This is a genomic window from Mesorhizobium sp. KR1-2 (assembly GCF_040045035.1).
Lineage (GTDB): Bacteria > Pseudomonadota > Alphaproteobacteria > Rhizobiales > Rhizobiaceae > Pseudaminobacter.
In genome coordinates this window covers 332,499-351,286 of record NZ_JBDZDS010000001.1, presented here as the reverse complement: position 1 = coordinate 351,286, position 18,788 = coordinate 332,499, and the positions used below count along the sequence as shown (strand labels likewise).

Here is an 18,788-nt window from a genome sequence, read left to right as displayed (position 1 = left end):
GAGAGATTGGTAGACCAGGGCATCCATTTTCTCGACGCCGCCGGCCCGACCGGCATGCGCATCTACGCCGTAGGCGATGTGCATGGCCGGCTCGACCTGCTTGAGGGAATGCATGCGTACATCGAGACGGAACTCGCACAAGATCCACCGGACGACTGGCGCATCATCCATCTCGGCGACTACGTCGATCGCGGGCCGGATGCGAAGGGCGTTCTGGATATGCTCATCGAGGTCACCCGACGCGATCAACGGGTGATCACGTTGGCCGGCAACCATGATCGGGGCTTTCTCGATTTTCTGGACTTTCCGTCACCGGACGGCCTGTTTGCCAACAATGGCGGGGAAATGACGGCGCTTTCCTACGGCGTGGCGCTCGACTTCGACGATCCGGCAGCACTTGCGAGCGGCCATGCCGCGCTACGCCGCGCCGTGCCCCAGAGCCACATCGGCTTCCTGGACGGCCTCGACTATTCGGCGAGCTTCGGGGATTTCTTCTTCTGTCACGCCGGCATTCGCCCCGGCATTCCGCTGGAGCAACAGAACCCGCGCGACCTCTTGTGGATACGCAACGAGTTCCTGAACTATCCAGGCCTGCATCCGAAGGTGATCGTGCACGGCCACACGCCGCACGCCGAACCGGAGGTCATGGCGAACCGGGTGGACGTGGACACTTATGCTTGCAGGTCAGGTGTGCTCACCGCGCTGGTCATCGACGGCGCGCAAAAGGAGATCCTGTCGATCAGCGATAGAGGTCAGTGACGGACGACACCGTAGCCGTCGACCACCTCATGCCCGTTCGCCGCATCGGCGGCATAAATGCCAACGCCGCCGATCACGATGGCGGAGAGCATAGCAAAAGACAGAAGCGCGGCTTTCAAGGCAGTCATCTCGGGTTACGGCTTTCCGCAATTTGCACAGGAATCGTTACAAATGCGTTGCGTCTCGCAGGCGTGCCTGCGATCGTTCGAACCGCATTCGGTGAAGTCGGCGCCCTTCTAAGCGCAATGTTCCCGCGGCACTAGCTCCGATCGAACCAGCTCACCAGGAAGTTTTCCGACGTGCCATTTATGCCACGGAGAGGTAGCGCCCCGCTGTCTGGCGTCGAGATTGGAGCCTTTCACAACTTGCTGATCGGGGCCCCCTTTGCCACCGAAGGTTCGCCGCCGTCAGATGGTGGCCACCCAGGCGCGCGCAAGGGCACGCCCGACTTCGTCGGCCTTGTCGCCATGGGTAGCCGCCTCGTCCTCGAAGCGTTCCAGCCAGGCAGGCTGGCGCGCGCGCAGCACGTCGAGAAAGGCCACATTCCACTGACGCACCAGCGCCTGATCGGCCTCGAAGTGGAACTGAAAGGCATAGGCCGCGCGGCCGACGCGGAACGCCTGGTTGCGCGCGGCCGCGTTGCCAGCCAGATGCACCGCGCCTTCCGGCAGCGTGAAGGTATCGTCGTGCCACTGGAAGGTCGAAAAGTCCTTCGGCAGCGCGCCAAGCACGGCGTCGTTCTCGGCTTCCTCTGTAAGCGTGACCTGCCGCCAGCCGAATTCTGGAGCCGTGCCGATCAGGTTTTGGCCGCCGAAGGCGCGCGCCATGAGCTGGCTGCCCAGGCAGATGCCGAGCATCGAGCGATCCTTCGCCTCGAAGTCTCGCATGAGGTCGAGAAGTGCGGGAATGTAGGGATATTCGTCATCGGCCAGCGCGTTCTGCCCGCCGCCCAGCACGACGATCGCGTCATGTCCGTCGGCATCCTCCGGCAGGGCGTCGCCCAGATGCGCGTTACGCAGGTCGATCTCTGCGCCAGCCTCGGCCAGCGCGGCGCCGACCTGCCCAAGCCCGGTATTGTCGTAATTCTGGACGACCAGCACCCGCATGAAAAAGCCCTTCGCAGCATGACAGAACCGCTGCGAGCGTTATCATGCGAAGCACCTGCCTGAAAGCGAGATCGGATATGCCACTGCAGAACCGCGTCGATCCGTTCGGCGACATCCATGCCGTTGGAACACGCGGCCTGTTCACTGGCAACCGTGGCGTGATCCACGATCCGGACACGCGAACTCTGCTCAAGCGGCGCTGGACGACGAAGGCCTGGCTGATCTGCGACTGCGCGTTTCGCGGACGGCGGCGCGAGGTCATGGGCCGCAATGGACCGAACGGCAACGCCGGCTGGACCGAGCTCTTCTTCCTCGACGAGGTGACCGCGCTGGCCGCCGGTCATCGACCCTGCTTCTATTGTCGAAGGCAGCGGGCGCAGGATTTTGCCGCCCGCTTCGGCAAGACCTTCGCTATCCACGAGCCGAGGGTTCACGACATCGATTCACGACTGCACGCCGAGCGGCTGGCCTCGGGCGGACCGCTCGTCGCCTTGAACCCAGGCGAAGTCGACGGCCTGCCGGATGGTGCCATGGTATTCCAGGGCGAGCAGGTGTTCGCCAAGCGCGGCGACGAACTGCGGGCATGGACGTTTCGCGGCTATGGCGATGCCTGGAGCCCTCATGAACTCGCGCTCTACGATATTTGGCTGATCACTCCCCCGACCACTCTGGCCGTGCTGCGCGCAGGCTATGCTCCGGTCTGGCATCCCAGCATCGAGGCTTGACCGCGAGCGCCCGCTCCCGCATTCATCCGCCCATGCGCGCCAATTACAAAATGCAGCGGCTGTTCGTGCCGCAGGACCTCGGCTCGGATGCCGCCTTCGAGGCGAGCCCGGAACAGAGCCACTATCTCAGCCACGTGCTGCGCCTCAACGAGGGCGCGGAGATCCTGATCTTCAACGGCCGCGACGGCGAATGGCTGGCGCGAATCGAGGCCAAGACGAAGAAATCGGTTCGGCTACGCGCTATCGAGGAAACGCGGCCACAGCCGCCCCACCCCGATCTCGTCTATTGCTTTGCTCCCTTGAAGCAAGGCCGGCTCGACTATCTCGTGCAGAAGGCGGTCGAAATGGGCGCCGGCGTGTTGCAGCCGGTGGTCACCCAGCACACGCAGATCGCCAAACCCGGCATAGAGCGCCTGCGCGCAAATGTCGTGGAAGCGGCGGAGCAATGCGGTATTCTTGCGTTGCCGGAGGTGCGCGAGGCCCAGAAGTTCTCGAGCCTGCTGGCCGGCTGGGATAAGGAACGGCGGCTGATCTTCTGCGACGAGAGCGCGGAGACCAACAATCCGCTTTCCGCCTTGCAGGCCATACCCGAGCGCAAGCTCGGCCTGATCATCGGCCCCGAAGGCGGCTTTTCGGAAGACGAGCGCAAGCAGCTTTACGCCCTGCCCTTCGTGACCGCCATTCCGCTCGGCCCCCGCATCCTGCGCGCCGACACCGCGGCCGTGGCGGCGCTGGCGCTGGTGCAGGCGACCATCGGCGACTGGTAGACGACGGCCTGTCGGCAGGTGCAATTTGTCTTGATGATCGTGTCAGGATTTTTCGCTTGATCGCGCGATACAATTCCGTCCATCAAGCGCCGACGTTTTTCCGGGCGGCGAGAGGGTAGACTATGGCGCGCGACACCACCGATTTCCGGCCGATCGAAGGCATGGACGAACTCGTGGCCTATCTCGCCGAGGGCAACAAGCCACGCGACAAGTGGCGCATCGGCACCGAACACGAGAAGTTTCCATTCTATGTCGATGGCAACGCGCCGGTTCCCTATGGCGGCGACCGCGGCATCCGCGCCTTGCTCGAAGGCATGCAGCGCACGCTGGGCTGGGAGCCTATCCTCGACGAAGGCCGCATCATCGGCCTGGTCGAGCCGACCGGCCAGGGCGCGATCTCGCTTGAGCCCGGCGGACAGTTCGAGCTTTCCGGCGCGCCGTTGGAAACCATCCACCAGACCTGTCGTGAGGGCAACGCGCATCTCGCCCAGTTGCGCGAGATCGCCGAGCCGCTCGGCATCCGATTCCTCGGCCTCGGCGGAAGCCCGAAGTGGAAGCTTTCCGAAACGCCGCGCATGCCCAAGTCGCGCTACGAGATCATGACCGCCTACATGCCGAAGGTCGGCACCAAGGGCCTGGACATGATGTACCGCACCTGCACGATCCAGGTTAATCTCGACTTCTCGTCCGAGACCGACATGCGGCGCAAGATGCAGGTTTCATTGAAGCTGCAGCCGCTTTCCACTGCGCTGTTCGCCAACTCGCCCTTCACCGACGGCAAGCCGAACGGCCTGCAGAGCTGGCGCGGCGACATCTGGACCGACACCGACAACCAGCGCTCCGGCCTGCTGCCCTTCTGTTTCTCGCCCGAATTCGGCTTCGCCGACTATGTCGAATGGGCGCTCGACGTGCCGATGTATTTCGTCATTCGCGACGGCCGCTACCACGACATGACGCACATGACCTTCCGCCAGTTCATGGGCGGGGCCGCGCGCAATGAAGTGACCGACGGCATGCCGACCATCGGCGACTGGGCCAACCATCTTTCGACGCTTTTCCCCGACGTGCGCCTCAAGCGCTTCCTGGAAATGCGCGGGGCCGACGGCGGCCCGTGGCGGCGCATCTGCGCGCTGCCCGCCTTCTGGGTCGGCCTGCTCTACGACGATGAGGCGCTCGACGCCGCCGAGGCGCTGACCGCCAACTGGACCTACGAAGAAGTGCTGGCCATGCGCAACGCGGTGCCGGCCGAGGGCATCGCCGCCAACTTCCGCAACACCACGCTGCGCGATGTGGCGCGCGATGTGCTGGCGATTTCGCGCATGGGGTTGAAGAACCGCAACCGCCTGAACCGCGACGGCTTCGACGAAACCAACTTCCTGTCCACGCTCGACGAGGTCGTGGCGCGCGGTACCACCAGCGCGCAGGAGATGGTCAACGCCTATCACACCCGCTGGGGCGATTCGATCGAGCCGGTGTTCCTGGAATACGCGTATTGAGATCGGCTTCGCACTGACAGGGTCCGCTCCGGGAAAAACAATCCCGTAGGCGGACCGGGCGCTATGGTCTAGGCTCTCCTCGAAACGGCTTTCGAGGAGGATCGGCGATGCTTCCCTTGTTCGACATGCTGAACAATGCCCAGAACGGCAAGGGCATGGAGGCTCTGGCGCGGCAGTTCGACCTGTCGATGCAGCAGACGCAAGCCGCGGTGGAAGCGCTGCTGCCGGCCTTCTCGCAGGGGCTGAAACAGAATACCGCCGATCCCTACGGCGTCGGCGCGTTCCTCAACGCCATGGCAAGCGGCCAGCACGCCAAATATTTCGATGACCCGTCCAATGCGTTTTCGCCGGCCGGGATGGCCGAGGGCAACGGCATATTGGGGCACCTCTTCGGCTCCAAGGAGCTTTCCAAAGCGGTTGCCGATCAGGCGGCGGTCGCCAGCGGCGTCAGCCAGGAAGTGCTCAAGCAGATGCTGCCGGTGCTCGCCTCGATGATCATGGGCGGGCTGTCCCGACAGACCGCCGCGCAGTTCCAGGCCGGCAGTTCCGCCGTCAACAACCCGCTGGCCCTGATGTTCGAACAGATGATGCGTCAAGCCGGCACCATGCCCGGAGGCACTGCGCAGCCGTCGCAATCGACGGGGGCAACCGATAATCCATTCGGGCCAATGCTCCAGGCCATATTCGGCGGGGCGCAGCAGCCCGGGCCGGCGTCAAACGCGCCGATGGACAATCCGTGGGGGAAGTTCTTCGAGCAGATGTTTGGCGGCGCCCGGCCGGCGCCCGAACCGCCGACCAATCCCAGCGGCCGCCCGCGCACCCCCTATGACGACCTGTTCGGCAAGATGTTCGAGACCGGCGCCAGGCAGCGTGACGAGTACCAGAAGAGCATCGAAACGATCTTCGAGCAGTTCGCCAAGGACATGCACCGGTATCGCTAGTTAAAAAAAAGCCCGGTCACGAGGACCGGGCAATATGCAGGCGGCCGGGGGGATGACCGGCGGGAGTGGGGAAGCCTGCAGAAACTCAGCCGACGCGGCGAGCCAGTTCCTCGACCGATGCCTCGGTGCGCGCTCTTGCGATGGAGCCCAGGCGCCTCGTCGGATCGGCGCCGAAGGAAAGATCCACCACGACATGGAGGTCGGCACGGGTGAGGCCTATGTCGGCCAGCTCGGCATCCGACATCTCGCCAAGACGATAGAATTCGCGTCGATTCTTCCAGGCCCGATAAGTGTTGGAGATAGTGTTCACCACACGCACGGCGAATGCCGGCCGCGCGGCAAGCTGCATCGTCTTGGGGGCGTGTTCGAACGTAGCCATGACACTTCTCCGTCAAAAATCGGAGCATAGGAAACCGCCCGACGCGACGACGCATTGCGCGCATCGCCGCGTCTCGCCGGCGTTTTTCTATGCTTTCTGTGGACGCTTGTGAGTGTGCCTCGACTGCATTGATTAATCCAACGAATGTTTTTAATCTTTACCATCAAAGTCCATGATGGATGATCGCCATGTCCGCGCCGCTCGACCTCGACCAGTTGCAAACCTTCATCATGATTTCCGACACCGGAAGCTTCACCCGAGCGGCGGAGGAGGTGCACCGAACCCAGTCGGCGGTGTCGATGCAGATGCGCCGGCTGGAAGAGCGGATAGGCAAGCCGCTGTTCGAGAAGGACGGACGCAGCAACAGGCTCACCGAGGAAGGCGAGAGGCTGTTGTCCTATGCACGCCGGCTGATGCACCTGAACCGCGAAACACTGGCCGCCTTCGACGACCGGCGGCTGGAGGGCACCATCCGCATCGGCACGCCCGACGACTATGCCGACCGCTTCCTGCCCGAGATCATGGCCCGCTTCGCCCGCTCCAACCCGCGCGTCGAGCTGACGGTGATCTGCGAGCCGACCTTCAACCTGGTGGAGCACATCAAGCGCGGTCATCTCGACCTTGCCCTGGTCACGCATGACGACAGCAAGGGCCAGTCGGAGGTGGTGCGGCGCGAACCGCTGCTATGGGTAAGCTCGGCCAACCATGCCACGCACGAGCACGAAATCCTGCCGATGGCCTTCGGCCGCCCGACCTGCATCTGGCGGCGTTCGGCCACGGATGTGCTGGACCGTATGCAGCGCGACTACCGCATCCTGTTCTCGAGCTGGTCGGCGACCGTCATCGCGGCCGCAGTGCTTTCGGGGCTGGCGATCTCGGTGCTGCCCGAATGCGCGCTAAGGCCCGGCATGCGAGTGCTGGGCGAAGCCGACGGGTTTGGCGCCCTGCCCGACTGCAAGATCGGCATCATGCGCGCCCACACGGCCCGCGCCGACGTCGTGGAGGCACTGGCGCGCCACATCGCCGAGAGCCTCGACAACATCTCGGTGCCGGCGATCGAGGAAACCGGCACCTTCGATTTCGCCGCCCTCACCGCGCTGCGCGGCAAGCGCCTGCGGCCCGGCCACATCATGCCGGGCTGGTAAGCAGCCCTTCCGGAATCAGAAGCGGTCGATGACGCTGATGCCGAGGCCGTCGAAACGGTCCATCTGCATCAGCGCAACCGGCGCCTCCTCGAGGCTGATACGCTTGCCGATGAGTTTCTGCGGCGCCAGCTTGCCGGTCTCCAGCATGTCCATCAGCGCCTTGTAGCGGAAGGCCTGCATGCCGTGGCTGCCGATGATGTGCAGTTCGTGCGCGATCACCTTGTCCATCGGAATCTGCGGCGTGGCATGCTCTCCGAGCATCAGCCCCACCTGCACATGGCGGCCGCGCCGGCGCAGATTGGCGATGGAGTTGAAGCAGGTCGAGGGGTGGCCGAGTGCATCCAGCGAGACATGCGCGCCGCCCTTGGTGATCTCGCGCACCGCCGCCACAACGTCCTGCTGCGCACCGTTGACGGTGGCGACTGCCCCCAGTTCGCGGGCAAAGGCGAGTTTCTCTTCCGTGATGTCGATGGCGATGACGTTGGCGCCCATGGCGGTCGCGATCATGATCGCCGACAGGCCGACCCCGCCGCAGCCATGCACCGCCACCCACTCGCCCGGCAGCACCTTCGCCTGGTCGACGATCGCTCGGAACGAGGTCACGAAACGACAGCCGAGGCTGGCTGCGGTGACGAAATCCAGCGAATCGGGCAGGCGAACCAGGTTGGTGTCGGCGTAATCGACGGCCACATATTCCGCAAACGATCCCCAGGCGGTGAAGCCGGGCTGGAACTGCTGCTCGCAGACCTGGTGGTTGCCGGAATTGCATTCGTGGCAATGGCCGCAGCCGCCGACGAAGGGCACCGTGACCCGGTCGCCGACGCGCCACTGCGTGACCTGCCGGCCAATCGCCTGCACGGTTCCGGCCAGTTCATGGCCGGGCACATGCGGCAGCACAATGTCCGCGTCGTGCCCCATCCAGCCGTGCCAGTCGCTGCGGCAGAGCCCGGTCGCCTCGACCTTGATCACCACGCCGTCAGTCGACGGCGTGGGATCGGGCACGTTGCGTATGCTTGGTGGCTCGCGGAAATGTTCGAACAGAACGGCCTTCATCGATGATCCTCCCCCGAGATCTCAAATGACAATGGCCGCCAGCTAGCGCTTTCCGCCGCGAATGACCAGAACATTCCCGAGGGCCACCAGCACAAGGCCGATGATGGCATAGACAGTCCAGACATAGCCTTCGAGCGCGGTGGAGACCAGGAGCGCGAAGATCGGGAACATGACGGTGGCATAGCCCGCGCGTGCCGCGCCGATGCGGCCGAGCAGGGTGAGGTAGGCGGCGAACGCCATCACCGTCGAAATCACCGCCAGAAACACGAGCGAGCCGATATAGGGCACGGTCGGCGCGATGATGAAGGGCTTTCCCATCAAAAGCGCCAAAAACGCCGCCCACAGCGTGCCATAGAGCATGCCCCAGGCACTGGTGGGGATCAGCGGCAGGCCACGGCGCTGGTTGGCCGCCGAGACGAGATTTCCGAAGCAGAAACAGAGCGTTCCGCACACGCACAGCAGCAGGCCCGTCAGCGTGCCGCCGGAAAGGCCATGCGCGGCGATCTCCGGCGAGAACATCAGCGCGATGCCGCCGAAACCCAACAGCCCGCCCGCAAGGATCCTCGGCGCCGGGCGCTCGCGCATGACGATGGCGCCGAGCAGCATGTTGATGACGGACGCCAGCGAGAACACCACCGACAGTAGGCCGCTGACCATGTACAGAGCGCCGTAATAGAAGAACAGGAAGTTGGACGAGAAGATCAGCACGCCCAGAAGCGCGAACCGCAGATGATCGGCAAGCTCGAAGCGCAGCTGGCGGCGGCTGATGATTACCCAGACAAACATCAGCACCGTCGCGATGGCGAAGCGCCAGACGAGGTTGACCTCCGGCGACACTCCGGTCCCGACCTGCAGCGAGATGGCGAACCACGATACGCTCCACGAAAGCACGGTGATGGCGTAGAGTCCGTAGTCGAGCGGCTGGAACGGCCGGTCGACCGAGAGGACTTTGGGGGAGGATGCCAGGGTCTGTGTCTGTGTGCTCATGCGCCTGCCGTAAGCCCACGGCATGCCCGGCGTCTATCCAATTCTTCTGATCCATCCATGAGCGCCGGTGATAAGCGCGCCAACAGGCTTGACCCGGGACGGCATAAGCGCCCCAATCGCTAGATGAGCGACTTCTTCTCCGAATCGAAAAGCAACGTCATCGAATACACGGTGAGCGAGATTTCCGGCGCCCTCAAGCGCGCGGTCGAAGACCAGTTCGGCCATGTGCGCGTGCGCGGCGAAATCTCCGGCTATCGCGGCCCGCATTCCTCCGGCCACGCCTATTTCAGCCTCAAGGACGACCGCGCCCGGATCGAGGCCGTCGTGTGGAAAGGCACGATGAGCCGGCTGAAATTCCGCCCTGAGGAAGGGATGGAGGTCATCGCCACCGGAAAGCTCACCACCTATCCCGGCTCGTCGAAATACCAGATCGTCATCGACAATCTGGAGCCGGCAGGCGCCGGCGCGCTGATGGCTCTGTTGGAAGAGCGCAAGCGCAGGCTGGCCGCCGAGGGCGTGTTCGACAGCGAGCGCAAGCGGCCCCTGCCCTACATGCCGCTTGTGCTCGGCGTCATCACCTCGCCCACGGGTGCGGTGATCCGCGACATCATCCATCGCATCACCGACCGTTTCCCGCTGCATGTGGTGGTCTGGCCGGTGCGTGTGCAGGGCGAGACCTCCGGCGCGGAAGTGACCGCCGCCGTTCAGGGCTTCAACGCCCTACCACCGGACGGCCCCGTAGCGCGGCCGGACATCCTGATCGTCGCGCGCGGCGGCGGCAGCCTCGAGGATCTCTGGGGCTTCAACGACGAGGCGCTGGCGCGGGCCGTGGCGGCCTCCGACATTCCGGTGATTTCGGCCGTGGGCCACGAGACCGACTGGACCCTGGTGGATCTGGCGGCGGACGTTCGCGCACCGACCCCGACGGGAGCCGCCGAAATCGCGGTTCCGGTGAAGGCCGACCTGGAAGCCAACCTTGCCAGCCTTTCGGCGAGGCTGAAGGGCTGCATGTCGCGCCATTTCGAGCGCAAGCGGCAGGTCCTGCGCGCGGCTTCGCGGGCACTTCCCTCGCCCGACCAGCTGCTCGCCTTGCCGCGCCGCCATTTCGACGAGGTGACCAGCCGCCTGACACGCGCGCTTACCGTCAGCACCGAGCGCAAGCGCGCACGCCTGTCCGCGATCCGCCTCTCGCCGGCCACGCTCGACCGGAGAATTGCGGACGTAAGGCGCACGACCGACCGCGACCTGGCCCGAGCCTTTGCGGCACTGCGCGCCATGATGCGCGAGCAGCGCGTGCGGCTCGACCGTACCGCGCAGCGCATCGGCCCGCAGCCGCTGATGCGTCAGCACAAGCAGGCCGGCGAGCGTCTCGCCGCGCTAGAGCGGCGCCTCGACCAATCGACGGTCCTGCGGCTGGAGCGCCTGCGCGGCCGCGTGACCCAGGCCGACCGCCTGCTCTCGACGCTGTCGCACCAGTCGATCCTCGAACGAGGCTTCGCCCTGGTCGAGGACGCCGAAGGAAAGCTGGTCAAGCGCGCCGCAGAAGTCGCGCCGCACGCCGCACTTTCGCTGCGTTTTGCCGATGGCACGGTAGGCGTGACCGCCGGCGAAGGCGCGCCGCCCCCCAAGCCGCAACCAAAATCGGCATCCAAGCCTAAGGATCCGGGAGCGCAGGGCTCGCTGTTCTGAGTTCGGTCAGAGCGGCCGGAACGTGTCGGAGGCAGCTGCCGCGTTCCAAAACGCTTCTTCGGAACATTGTTCTCGGTGGGAAGTTCTATGCACTCTCATCCCACCGAGGCGATAAAGATGAAAAGTCTTCTTCTTGTTTCCATTATCGCGGCCTCCGCAGTGTTTTCTATTGGCGCGAGCGCTCAGAGCGCAGCACTCTCGACACCCGTGGCGACAGGCGCTCCTCCTGCCCATCGGATGAATGGACCCCACTATATGGACCGAAAGTGCACCGTGAAGACCGTAAGACGACACCGTAACGGTCAGGTCGTAATGCAGAAGGTCCAAAGCTGCCACTAACCTGATGTACTGACAGCCGGACCCGCTGGAGCGGTAGGCCTCGGCGGGCCCGGATAGCCTGAGGACAGGCCGCAGCAAAATATAGTGATCCACGCAGGGTAATCCTGCCTGTATAATCCCCTATAATTTGATCGAGAAACGCCGTGCTACGAAGCGAAGGGTAAGCCCTTCGGGGCTTGGCGGTTTGGACGAGATCAACGCCGCAGACCGCCCTATCTGTCCGCTTGCATCCACGTCAGCGTTTTGACGGCCAAGTGCTTGCTCCTCTTGTAAGGGAAGCTCAAGAGATGGCGGAGTCATTGCATCCGGCGGCAGTCGGTCATCTGCCCATATTCATTACCGCGCCAGGAGAGACGGACGTTCTCCTCGTCGTGATGGCCGTCTTCCTTCTGTTGATCATCTACCTGGTCGGCATCTTGTACTTTCGGCTTCATGCGCTGCCGGAACACATGGCGCATGGGGCCAGCAAGGGTCAGTTGCAGCTGGTCGCCGTGCTCGCGCTGATCGCTCTGTTCACCCACAATCACCTGTTCTGGATCGCGGCACTGCTGCTGGCCTTGATCGAATTCCCGGACTTTTCCAGCCCGATGAACTCGATCGCCAACTCGCTCCGCAAGATTGCCGGGCAGGAAAGCAAGCCGCCCGAACCGGTGTCGCCAGAAGTCCCGGAAGTCCAGGCGACACCCACAAAACCTCATCCGGTCCAAGCCGAGCCTCAATTGACACCGGTCGAGCTGTCCCCCGCCCCCGGCGACAAGCGTTCCGAACGGAGGGGATGAGTCATGCTTGAATTCATGATCTGCTCCCTGGTCACGATTTTCCCGGACTATCTCTTCCGCCGCTATGGTCAGGGCAAGAGAATCGGCCACGAGATCAACCTCTATTCGATGTGGTTCGAGCTGCGTTGGGGCATAACCGCTTGCGTGATCCTTACGCTTTCGCTGATCACGATGATCTTCTACTTCCACCCCTCCACCAGCAACGTTACGGCAATCTTCCGCACCGTCACCATACTGCCGGAAACAAATGGCCGCGTGTTGGAGGTTTATGTCGGCACCAATGACAGGGTTGCGGCCGGCGCTCCACTATTCCGGCTGGACGACGAGAAGCAGAAGGCCGCCGTCGAAACCGCCCGCCGACGTGTGACTGAACTAGATGCCGAGACAGAGGTGACGGAAACCGAGCTGGTGGAAGCCGACGGCTTGATCGCACAGGCCGAAGGTGCCTACCAGCAGGCCGTGGATGAATATGAGACACAGGTCGAACTGAACAAGCGCAATCCGAACATCGTGGCAAGGCGCGAAATCGAGAAGCTTCAGGTGGACACGGAGGCCAAAAAGGGCGGGCTGACCGCCGCTGTGTCAAACAAGCAGACCTTGGAGACGAAGATCTCTTCGCTTCTGCCGGCGCAGAAGGCGAGCGCCGAGGCGGCACTTGCTCAGGCACAGGTGGAACTGGACAAGACCGTCGTGTACGCCGGCACAGCCGGCACAGTTCAGCAGTTTGCGCTGCGGCCCGGCGACATCGTCAATCCGTTGATCCGCTCTGCCGGCATTCTGATACCCGAAGATCGCCGCGTCGCACTGGTAGCAGGCTTCGGCCAAATCGAGTCCCAGGTCATCACGAAAGGGATGATCGCCGAAGCGACATGCATCGGCAAGCCCTTCACCATCATTCCTATGGTGGTCACCGAGGTCCAGAAAGCCATCGCCGCCGGCCAGATCCGTCCGACCGACCAGCTCATCGATGTCCAGCAGATGGCGCGCCCCGGAACCCTGACCACCTATCTGGAACCTCTCTACGAAGGCCAGCTCGACGGCATCCCTCCGGGCAGCAGTTGCATCGCCAACGCCTATACGAGCAATCACGATGAGTTGGAGCACGGGAACCTGGGCGCAGCGCACCGGTTCTTCCTGCATATGGTGGATGCGGTCGGATTGGTGCACGCCATGATCTTGCGCCTGCAAGCTATCTTGCTGCCATTCCAGACGCTGGTTTTCTCAGGGCATTGAAAGCCGATCATTGCAGCCGATGTGATCGATCTCGACGGAACTCGGAAAAGGTGAGAAGATTTATTCGGCCACTCCGTTGGGAGTTCTCCCGGATTACTTGCTGGTAATGCCGGAAATTGGGGGATCAATTGAGCGCAAATGCGCTGGGTCTGCCAAGAAAAGGTGCCAAAATGCCCAATACCGATCAGACAAAAGGCGAAGACGTCGAGCAGATGTTGCCGACCGCCAAGGATGTCATGCGCAAGCTCGCCGAGGTCGAGAGCGAGAAAGCCTCGGAGGCGATGCTGCGAGCCAAGCACATCGAAGACGAAAAGAAGCAACTGATAGCGAAGCTGCAGAAGCCCTCCGGCCTTTCACGGGAAGAAAGGATCAAGCTGGCCGCAAACGTTATCCAGCGCGCTGTGAACAACGGCCTTACCGAGGTCGAGGTCTATCGCTTTCCGAATGCGCTTTGCACCGACGGCGGGCGAGCCCTCAACCAGGCCGAGCCGGGTTGGGAGGACACGCTGACCGGCATCCCGCGGGAAATCTATGATCTGTGGCAGGAGCACCTGAAACCCCGCGGCTACAAGATCCGGTACCAGGTCGTCGACTATCCCGGAGGAGTTCCCGGCGACATCGGGGTCACGTTGAGCTGGCACTAGAATTCCTTCCGCCGTTGGCAAGCAAGAGGGTGCTCTGATGTTGGACAAGAATGCGAAGGACAGTCCCACCCCAGAAAAGATGAGTCGCAAGGCTTACATGAAGGAGCTGCGCAAGCTTCAGGTGCAACTGTGCGATCTCCAAGCTTGGGTGAAGTTCAAGGGCTTGCGGGTCATCATCCTGTTCGAAGGGCGCGATGCCGCCGGCAAGGGCGGCACCATCAAGGCGCTTACGGAAAAGGTCAGCCCGCGCGTCTTCAGGGTCATTGCGCTCCCTGCGCCTTCGGATCGCCAGAAGACCCAGATGTTCCTGCAGCGCTACATCGAGCATTTCCCAGCGGCCGGCGAGGTCGTCATATTCGATCGCAGCTGGTACAACCGCGCCGGCGTGGAATATGTGATGGGCTTCTGCTCCCAGGAAGAGCACGACCGGTTCCTTTTGCTGTGCCCGTCCATCGAGAAATACATAGTGGATGCCGGCATCATCCTCATCAAGTTTTGGCTCGAAGTGGGGATGGAGGAGCAGGAGCGGCGGTTCAAGGCGCGCATCGACGATCCCCTCCGGCAGTGGAAGCTGAGCCCGATGGATCTGGAATCCTATCGGCGCTGGTATGACTATTCGAGGGCGCGCGACAGCATGCTCGACGCAACGAATAGCGCGCACGCGCCATGGCATGTCGTGCGCACCGACAACAAGCGGCGCGGACGCCTCAATTGCATCTCGCAGACCCTGAAACTGATCCCCTACAAGAAGGCGCCTCATGAGCGCGTGGAGCTGCCTCGAAGATCGACAAAAGAATCCTATAATGATCAGGAGAGCCTGAACAAGGCGCTGTTTGTTCCGGAGAAATACTAGGTCGCAGACTCCTGGAGATGGTCGACATGACGCGTGAGACCGCATCAGGATGCGCAGGTCGAGGTTTCGCCCGCACCATGCGTTTCCCGCAACCTGAGGCAGGATAGCACGACGGTGAACGATCCAGACGCGAGCCAGTTGGTACGTAGAACGACGCAGGAACCGTCGGTCAGACCGAGTTCCCGGAACGATTATGATCGGATCGTCCACGGTGGTCGCGAGGATGCCATGGCCGCGGGCCGCGAAGTGGAAGTCAGGCTTACCGTGCCGAGCGGCGAGCTCCGGCGCCTCGGCAGGGCGGCCGCGCAAGCCGGGGCGAAGCGAACCGGCGCCCCCAAGACAATCCGGTCCGTCTATTTCGACACCCGCAAACACAGACTGCACGACAAGGGTTACCTGCTGCGAATCCGGCGCAACGGGCAAGACAGCGTTCAGACCGTCAGGACGATCAAGCCCACCAATGACGGGCTCGGGCGCAGCGAGTGGGACGCGGCCATGCACGGTGACCGACCGGTCGCGGCAGCGGCCGAGCATTCGCCGCTCTCCAAGCTCCTGCGCAAGCAGGATGACTGGGAGAAGCTCCGACCGGTCTTCACGGTGGAGGTCGATCGCGACACCTATCTGCTCGAGCGCGGCGACACGACAATCGAGATCACGCTGGACGAAGGCGTCGTGAGCGATGGGCACGCAGAGCAGAATATCGCCGAGGCGGAACTCGAGCTCAAGACGGGCGATCCGCAAGCATTGTTCGCCTTCGCCCGTGAGATCAGTGCGGGAGTCCCTTCGCTGGTTTCGCTCACCTCCAAGGGCGAGCGGGGATACCGCCTGCTGGCCGGCGACGCGTCACGCCCCACGACGAGCCTTGTCTTCGATCTCAGCCGGGACATGAGCACGGCGGAGGCAATCCGCGCCATTGGCCTCACCTGCCTTTCGGCGCTCTTCGACAATCTGGCGATACTGATCGCCGGCGCAGGCATGGAAGCGCTGCATCAGTCCCGAGTCTGCGTCCGCCGCCTTCGCGCGATCATGTCGTTGTTTGGTGGCGTCCTGGAGTGGGAGGACGAAACGGCCCTGAAGGCCGAACTGAAATGGCTAAGCGACCTTCTCGGCGAAGGCCGCGAGACCGATGTCTTCCTCAAGTCCGTTCTGGAACCCACGGCCGCAGCCAATCCGGACATTGCCGGCTTCACGCCGTTTCTTGCCGATTTCCACGAGCGCCACGACAAGGCCTATGCGGACATCATCGCCAATCTGCATTCAGACCGGGTTTCCCGCCTGAGCCTGGACCTCGTCTCCCATTTCGACGCCTTGCTCGCTCCGGCCAAGCCGCCCGGCAAGGCCGGACGCAAGCGAGGGATGACAATAAAGCGCTTCGCGGCGAAGGCCTTGCGGCGCCGGCTGAGATCGCTCCTGCAGGACAGCCGCAAGATGGAGCAGCTCAAGCCTCAAGAGCTGCACCGGATCAGGATAAGGGCCAAGAAGCTGCGCTACATGGCCGAGCCTTTCGCCGGCATCGTTTCCTGGAAGCGCTTCGACAACGTCGTCTCGTCGCTCCATGCGATCCAGGACGCGCTCGGCGATCTCAACGACTGCAAGGTCAATCGCGAGATCGCGCTGGCCTATGCGCAGAAGGTGCTGGCTGGCCCGGGTGATCATTCCTCGCTCGTCGCAGCCGGTCTCGTGACTGCGCGGTGCGCGGGCAACGAAACGACGGCTCTATCGAAAGCGAGGGTTGCACGAGACAGCATAGCGCGCGTTTCTGCCCTTCGGTTCAAGGAAAGTTAGGCGGCAAGCCAGCGAGCTTCAGCTCTCGGCATCCGCCGCTCCAGCATAGCCATCTGGGTTATCGTCCACGCGAGAAATCGGCAGATGTTCGCCCGGCTCCCAGTGCTGACCAGTCTCAGGGGCTACAAGTCCGAGTGGTTGCGCCGCGACGTCACGGCGGGCCTCGCGATTGCGGCGGTGGCGATCCCAAGCGCCATCGCCTATCCCGCGATTGCCGGGCTGCCGCCTGAGGTCGGGGTCTATTCGAGCATCCTGGCGTTCATCGGCTACGCACTGTTCGGCCCATCCAGACAACTCGTCGTCGGCCCCGATGCCGCGACCATGACAGTGCTTGCCGCCGTGCTCGCCAATACGACGGCCGGCACGACGGCCGATCGCGTCGTCATCGCGTCCGCGCTTGCCGTGGCGGTCGGGGTCTTCTGCATAGTCGGAGGAAGACTGCGGCTCGGAGCCCTCTCGGCCTTCCTGTCGAAACCGATCCTGGTCGGCTTCATCAGCGGCATCTCCATTTCCATCCTGGTAGGACAGATCGGACGCTTCACGGGCCTGCGCATCGAATCGGACGGCCTCATCCCGCCATTGGTGGAATTGGCTCACAAGGCCGGGGCGATCCACTGGCCCTCGGTAGCGCTCGGCGCCGCGATGCTCGTCATTCTGCTGTTGTCGAAGCGCTCTCCGATCCCTGGTCCACTGGTGGTGGTTGCTGTTTCCGTGGCGGCCTCGGCGCTGTTCGGCTTCGAGGAGATGGGCATCAAGGTGGTCGGCAACCTGCCCCAGACATTTCCGGCCTTGTCCCTGCCGCTGGAGCCGCCCCTGCCGGCCAGGGACCTTCTGATCGGCGCCGCGGCAGTGTGGCTGGTGAGTTTCGGCTCCGGCGTCGTCACCGCCCAGAGCTTTGCGACGCGCATGAAGTTCGAGGTCGACGCCAACAAGGAACTCGCCGGTTTTGGCGCAGCCAACATCGCATCAGGGCTGTTCAGCGGCTTCCCGGTGACCGTTGCGGATTCGCGCACCGCCATCAACCTGTCCGTCGGCGGCCGTACGCAACTGGCCGGCCTTGTCGCGGCCGCGGCCCTTACGATCTCGCTCTTCTATCTGAACGACGCGTTCAGGCTTCTGCCGGAACCCGCTCTCGGGGCCATACTTGTGGGAGCTGCGATCAGCCTCATCGACTTCGCCAGCCTGCGGGAAATCTGGCACATCAGCCGAATGGAGTTCGCCTTCGCCTTGATCGGCATGTGGGGCGCAATCAGCCTCGGCGTGCTGCTGGGTATCGTGATCGCGGTCGCAGCGACCCTTTGCTACGTGCTGATCAAGGAAATGCGCCCGCGCGACGCCATGTTGGGCCGCATCCGCGGCCGGCACGGTTTCTACAAGCTGCACAGGTCGAAGGCCGCACACCCGGTTCCCGGGCTTGCCGTCTGCCTGATCCAGGGCAGCCTCCTGTTCTTCAATGTCGACTATGTGAAGAAACGGCTGAAGACGATCCTGGAAGAACTGCCTGCGGACACGCACTGGTTCGTGCTCGACGCCAACGCCATTGCGCAGGTGGATTCGACAGCGGCTGCCATGCTGGAGGAGATACGGAACCTCTACGCCGAGCGAGGAATCGCTTTTGGCATCGCCGAACTGCACATCGAGCCGATGGAGGTTCTGGAACGGGCCGGCCTTCTCCAGAAGATCGGCAAGGCCATGATCTTTGAAGACCTCGAAGACGTCGCAACCGCGTTCAGCCACTCCCGCCCCGGGTCCCAGCCTCAGACCGACGAGCTGTGAAAGGTTTTCGAGATTCGATGGAATCGCGGAAAGTGATTCGGCGGATTCACATGACCCGGACCAGAAAGGCCCCCGCACCACTTTGATTCGCCCGACGGCTGTTGCGCCCGAGTCGGGACAAGGCTCGCCGGCACAGCGCGAACGACAAGCGGCCGCTTTGCGATAGGTAGCGAATGAATGTGCGGAAGAAATGGTACCGTTGGCTGGGATCGAACCAGCGACCTCCGGATCCACAATCCGGCGCTCTAACCATCTGAGCTACAACGGCACGCCATCTGGTGAGGCGTCCAATAAGGACAAACGACGGACATTTCAAGCCGCTTATCGGCGCT

18 protein-coding genes and 1 tRNA gene are annotated in these 18,788 nt (G+C 63.2%); 13 read left to right on the top strand and 6 right to left on the bottom strand.

Annotated features, from left to right (window positions below; translation table 11 throughout):
* Window positions 1–6: 6 nt before the first annotated feature.
* The gene (locus ABLE85_RS01685; RefSeq protein ID WP_348791433.1) at window positions 7–759 is read left to right on the top strand and encodes a metallophosphoesterase; all 753 of its coding nucleotides are present in this window, start codon (window positions 7–9) and stop codon (window positions 757–759) included.
* Here ABLE85_RS01685 and ABLE85_RS01680 read toward each other — a convergent pair.
* Window positions 753–887: a hypothetical protein gene (locus ABLE85_RS01680; RefSeq protein WP_348790949.1), complete on the bottom strand. Its 135-nt coding sequence runs from the start codon at window positions 885–887 to the stop codon at window positions 753–755. The genes ABLE85_RS01685 and ABLE85_RS01680 overlap by 7 nt on opposite strands.
* Before the next feature lie 279 nt (window positions 888–1,166).
* A complete protein-coding gene (locus ABLE85_RS01675) occupies window positions 1,167–1,865 on the bottom strand; it encodes a type 1 glutamine amidotransferase (protein WP_348790948.1) in 699 nt (232 codons plus the stop codon).
* Between the two features lie 77 nt (window positions 1,866–1,942).
* Between ABLE85_RS01675 and ABLE85_RS01670 the strand changes: the two genes are divergently transcribed.
* From ABLE85_RS01670 to ABLE85_RS01655, 4 genes are all read left to right on the top strand, one after another.
* Complete coding sequence (locus ABLE85_RS01670) at window positions 1,943–2,590, top strand: hypothetical protein (RefSeq protein ID WP_348790947.1); 648 nt, start codon at window positions 1,943–1,945, stop codon at window positions 2,588–2,590.
* 32 nt (window positions 2,591–2,622) lie between these two features.
* Complete coding sequence (locus ABLE85_RS01665) at window positions 2,623–3,357, top strand: 16S rRNA (uracil(1498)-N(3))-methyltransferase (protein ID WP_348791432.1); 735 nt, start codon at window positions 2,623–2,625, stop codon at window positions 3,355–3,357.
* A gap of 122 nt (window positions 3,358–3,479) precedes the next feature.
* Window positions 3,480–4,853, top strand: a complete 1,374-nt coding sequence (locus ABLE85_RS01660) for a glutamate--cysteine ligase (RefSeq protein ID WP_348790946.1) — start codon at window positions 3,480–3,482, stop codon at window positions 4,851–4,853.
* Window positions 4,854–4,960: 107 nt separating this feature from the next.
* Entirely contained in the window at window positions 4,961–5,794 is an 834-nt protein-coding gene (locus tag ABLE85_RS01655; RefSeq protein WP_348790945.1) for a DUF937 domain-containing protein, read from the top strand.
* Window positions 5,795–5,879: 85 nt separating this feature from the next.
* Here ABLE85_RS01655 and ABLE85_RS01650 read toward each other — a convergent pair whose 3' ends face one another.
* Complete coding sequence (locus ABLE85_RS01650) at window positions 5,880–6,173, bottom strand: DUF1127 domain-containing protein (RefSeq protein ID WP_348790944.1); 294 nt, start codon at window positions 6,171–6,173, stop codon at window positions 5,880–5,882.
* Window positions 6,174–6,361: 188 nt separating this feature from the next.
* Between ABLE85_RS01650 and ABLE85_RS01645 the strand changes: the two genes are divergently transcribed.
* Window positions 6,362–7,318, top strand: a complete 957-nt coding sequence (locus tag ABLE85_RS01645) for a LysR substrate-binding domain-containing protein (protein ID WP_348790943.1) — start codon at window positions 6,362–6,364, stop codon at window positions 7,316–7,318.
* Window positions 7,319–7,333: 15 nt separating this feature from the next.
* On the opposite strand, the gene ABLE85_RS01640 is transcribed toward ABLE85_RS01645, so the two are convergent.
* Together ABLE85_RS01640 and ABLE85_RS01635 are read right to left on the bottom strand one after the other, a co-directional pair.
* On the bottom strand, window positions 7,334–8,371 hold the full coding sequence (locus ABLE85_RS01640; protein WP_348790942.1) for a zinc-dependent alcohol dehydrogenase family protein: 1,038 nt from the start codon (window positions 8,369–8,371) through the stop codon (window positions 7,334–7,336).
* A 42-nt stretch (window positions 8,372–8,413) separates the two neighbouring features.
* Window positions 8,414–9,358: a DMT family transporter gene (locus ABLE85_RS01635; protein ID WP_348790941.1), complete on the bottom strand. Its 945-nt coding sequence runs from the start codon at window positions 9,356–9,358 to the stop codon at window positions 8,414–8,416.
* Between the two features lie 123 nt (window positions 9,359–9,481).
* Here ABLE85_RS01635 and xseA point away from each other — a divergent pair, with 123 nt between their 5' ends.
* The 7 genes from xseA to ABLE85_RS01600 all read left to right on the top strand — a co-directional run bounded on the left by xseA (window position 9,482) and on the right by ABLE85_RS01600 (window position 18,456).
* Window positions 9,482–11,047 carry an exodeoxyribonuclease VII large subunit gene (xseA, locus tag ABLE85_RS01630; RefSeq protein ID WP_348790940.1) on the top strand — a complete coding sequence of 522 codons (1,566 nt, stop codon included), beginning with the start codon at window positions 9,482–9,484 and terminating at the stop codon, window positions 11,045–11,047.
* Window positions 11,048–11,673: 626 nt separating this feature from the next.
* Window positions 11,674–12,165 carry a hypothetical protein gene (locus tag ABLE85_RS01625; protein ID WP_348790939.1) on the top strand — a complete coding sequence of 164 codons (492 nt, stop codon included), beginning with the start codon at window positions 11,674–11,676 and terminating at the stop codon, window positions 12,163–12,165.
* Between the two features lie 3 nt (window positions 12,166–12,168).
* Window positions 12,169–13,398 carry an HlyD family secretion protein gene (locus ABLE85_RS01620; protein ID WP_348790938.1) on the top strand — a complete coding sequence of 410 codons (1,230 nt, stop codon included), beginning with the start codon at window positions 12,169–12,171 and terminating at the stop codon, window positions 13,396–13,398.
* Window positions 13,399–13,568: 170 nt separating this feature from the next.
* Window positions 13,569–14,042 carry a hypothetical protein gene (locus tag ABLE85_RS01615; protein WP_348791431.1) on the top strand — a complete coding sequence of 158 codons (474 nt, stop codon included), beginning with the start codon at window positions 13,569–13,571 and terminating at the stop codon, window positions 14,040–14,042.
* Window positions 14,043–14,079: 37 nt separating this feature from the next.
* Window positions 14,080–14,895 (top strand): polyphosphate kinase 2, encoded by an 816-nt coding sequence (gene ppk2 / locus ABLE85_RS01610; protein ID WP_348790937.1) that lies wholly within the window; start codon window positions 14,080–14,082, stop codon window positions 14,893–14,895.
* 228 nt (window positions 14,896–15,123) lie between these two features.
* A complete protein-coding gene (locus tag ABLE85_RS01605) occupies window positions 15,124–16,680 on the top strand; it encodes a CHAD domain-containing protein (RefSeq protein ID WP_348790936.1) in 1,557 nt (518 codons plus the stop codon).
* 84 nt (window positions 16,681–16,764) lie between these two features.
* Complete coding sequence (locus ABLE85_RS01600) at window positions 16,765–18,456, top strand: SulP family inorganic anion transporter (protein ID WP_348790935.1); 1,692 nt, start codon at window positions 16,765–16,767, stop codon at window positions 18,454–18,456.
* A 191-nt stretch (window positions 18,457–18,647) separates the two neighbouring features.
* On the opposite strand, the gene ABLE85_RS01595 is transcribed toward ABLE85_RS01600, so the two are convergent.
* A tRNA-His gene (locus tag ABLE85_RS01595) sits at window positions 18,648–18,724 on the bottom strand.
* Window positions 18,725–18,788: the final 64 nt, after the last annotated feature.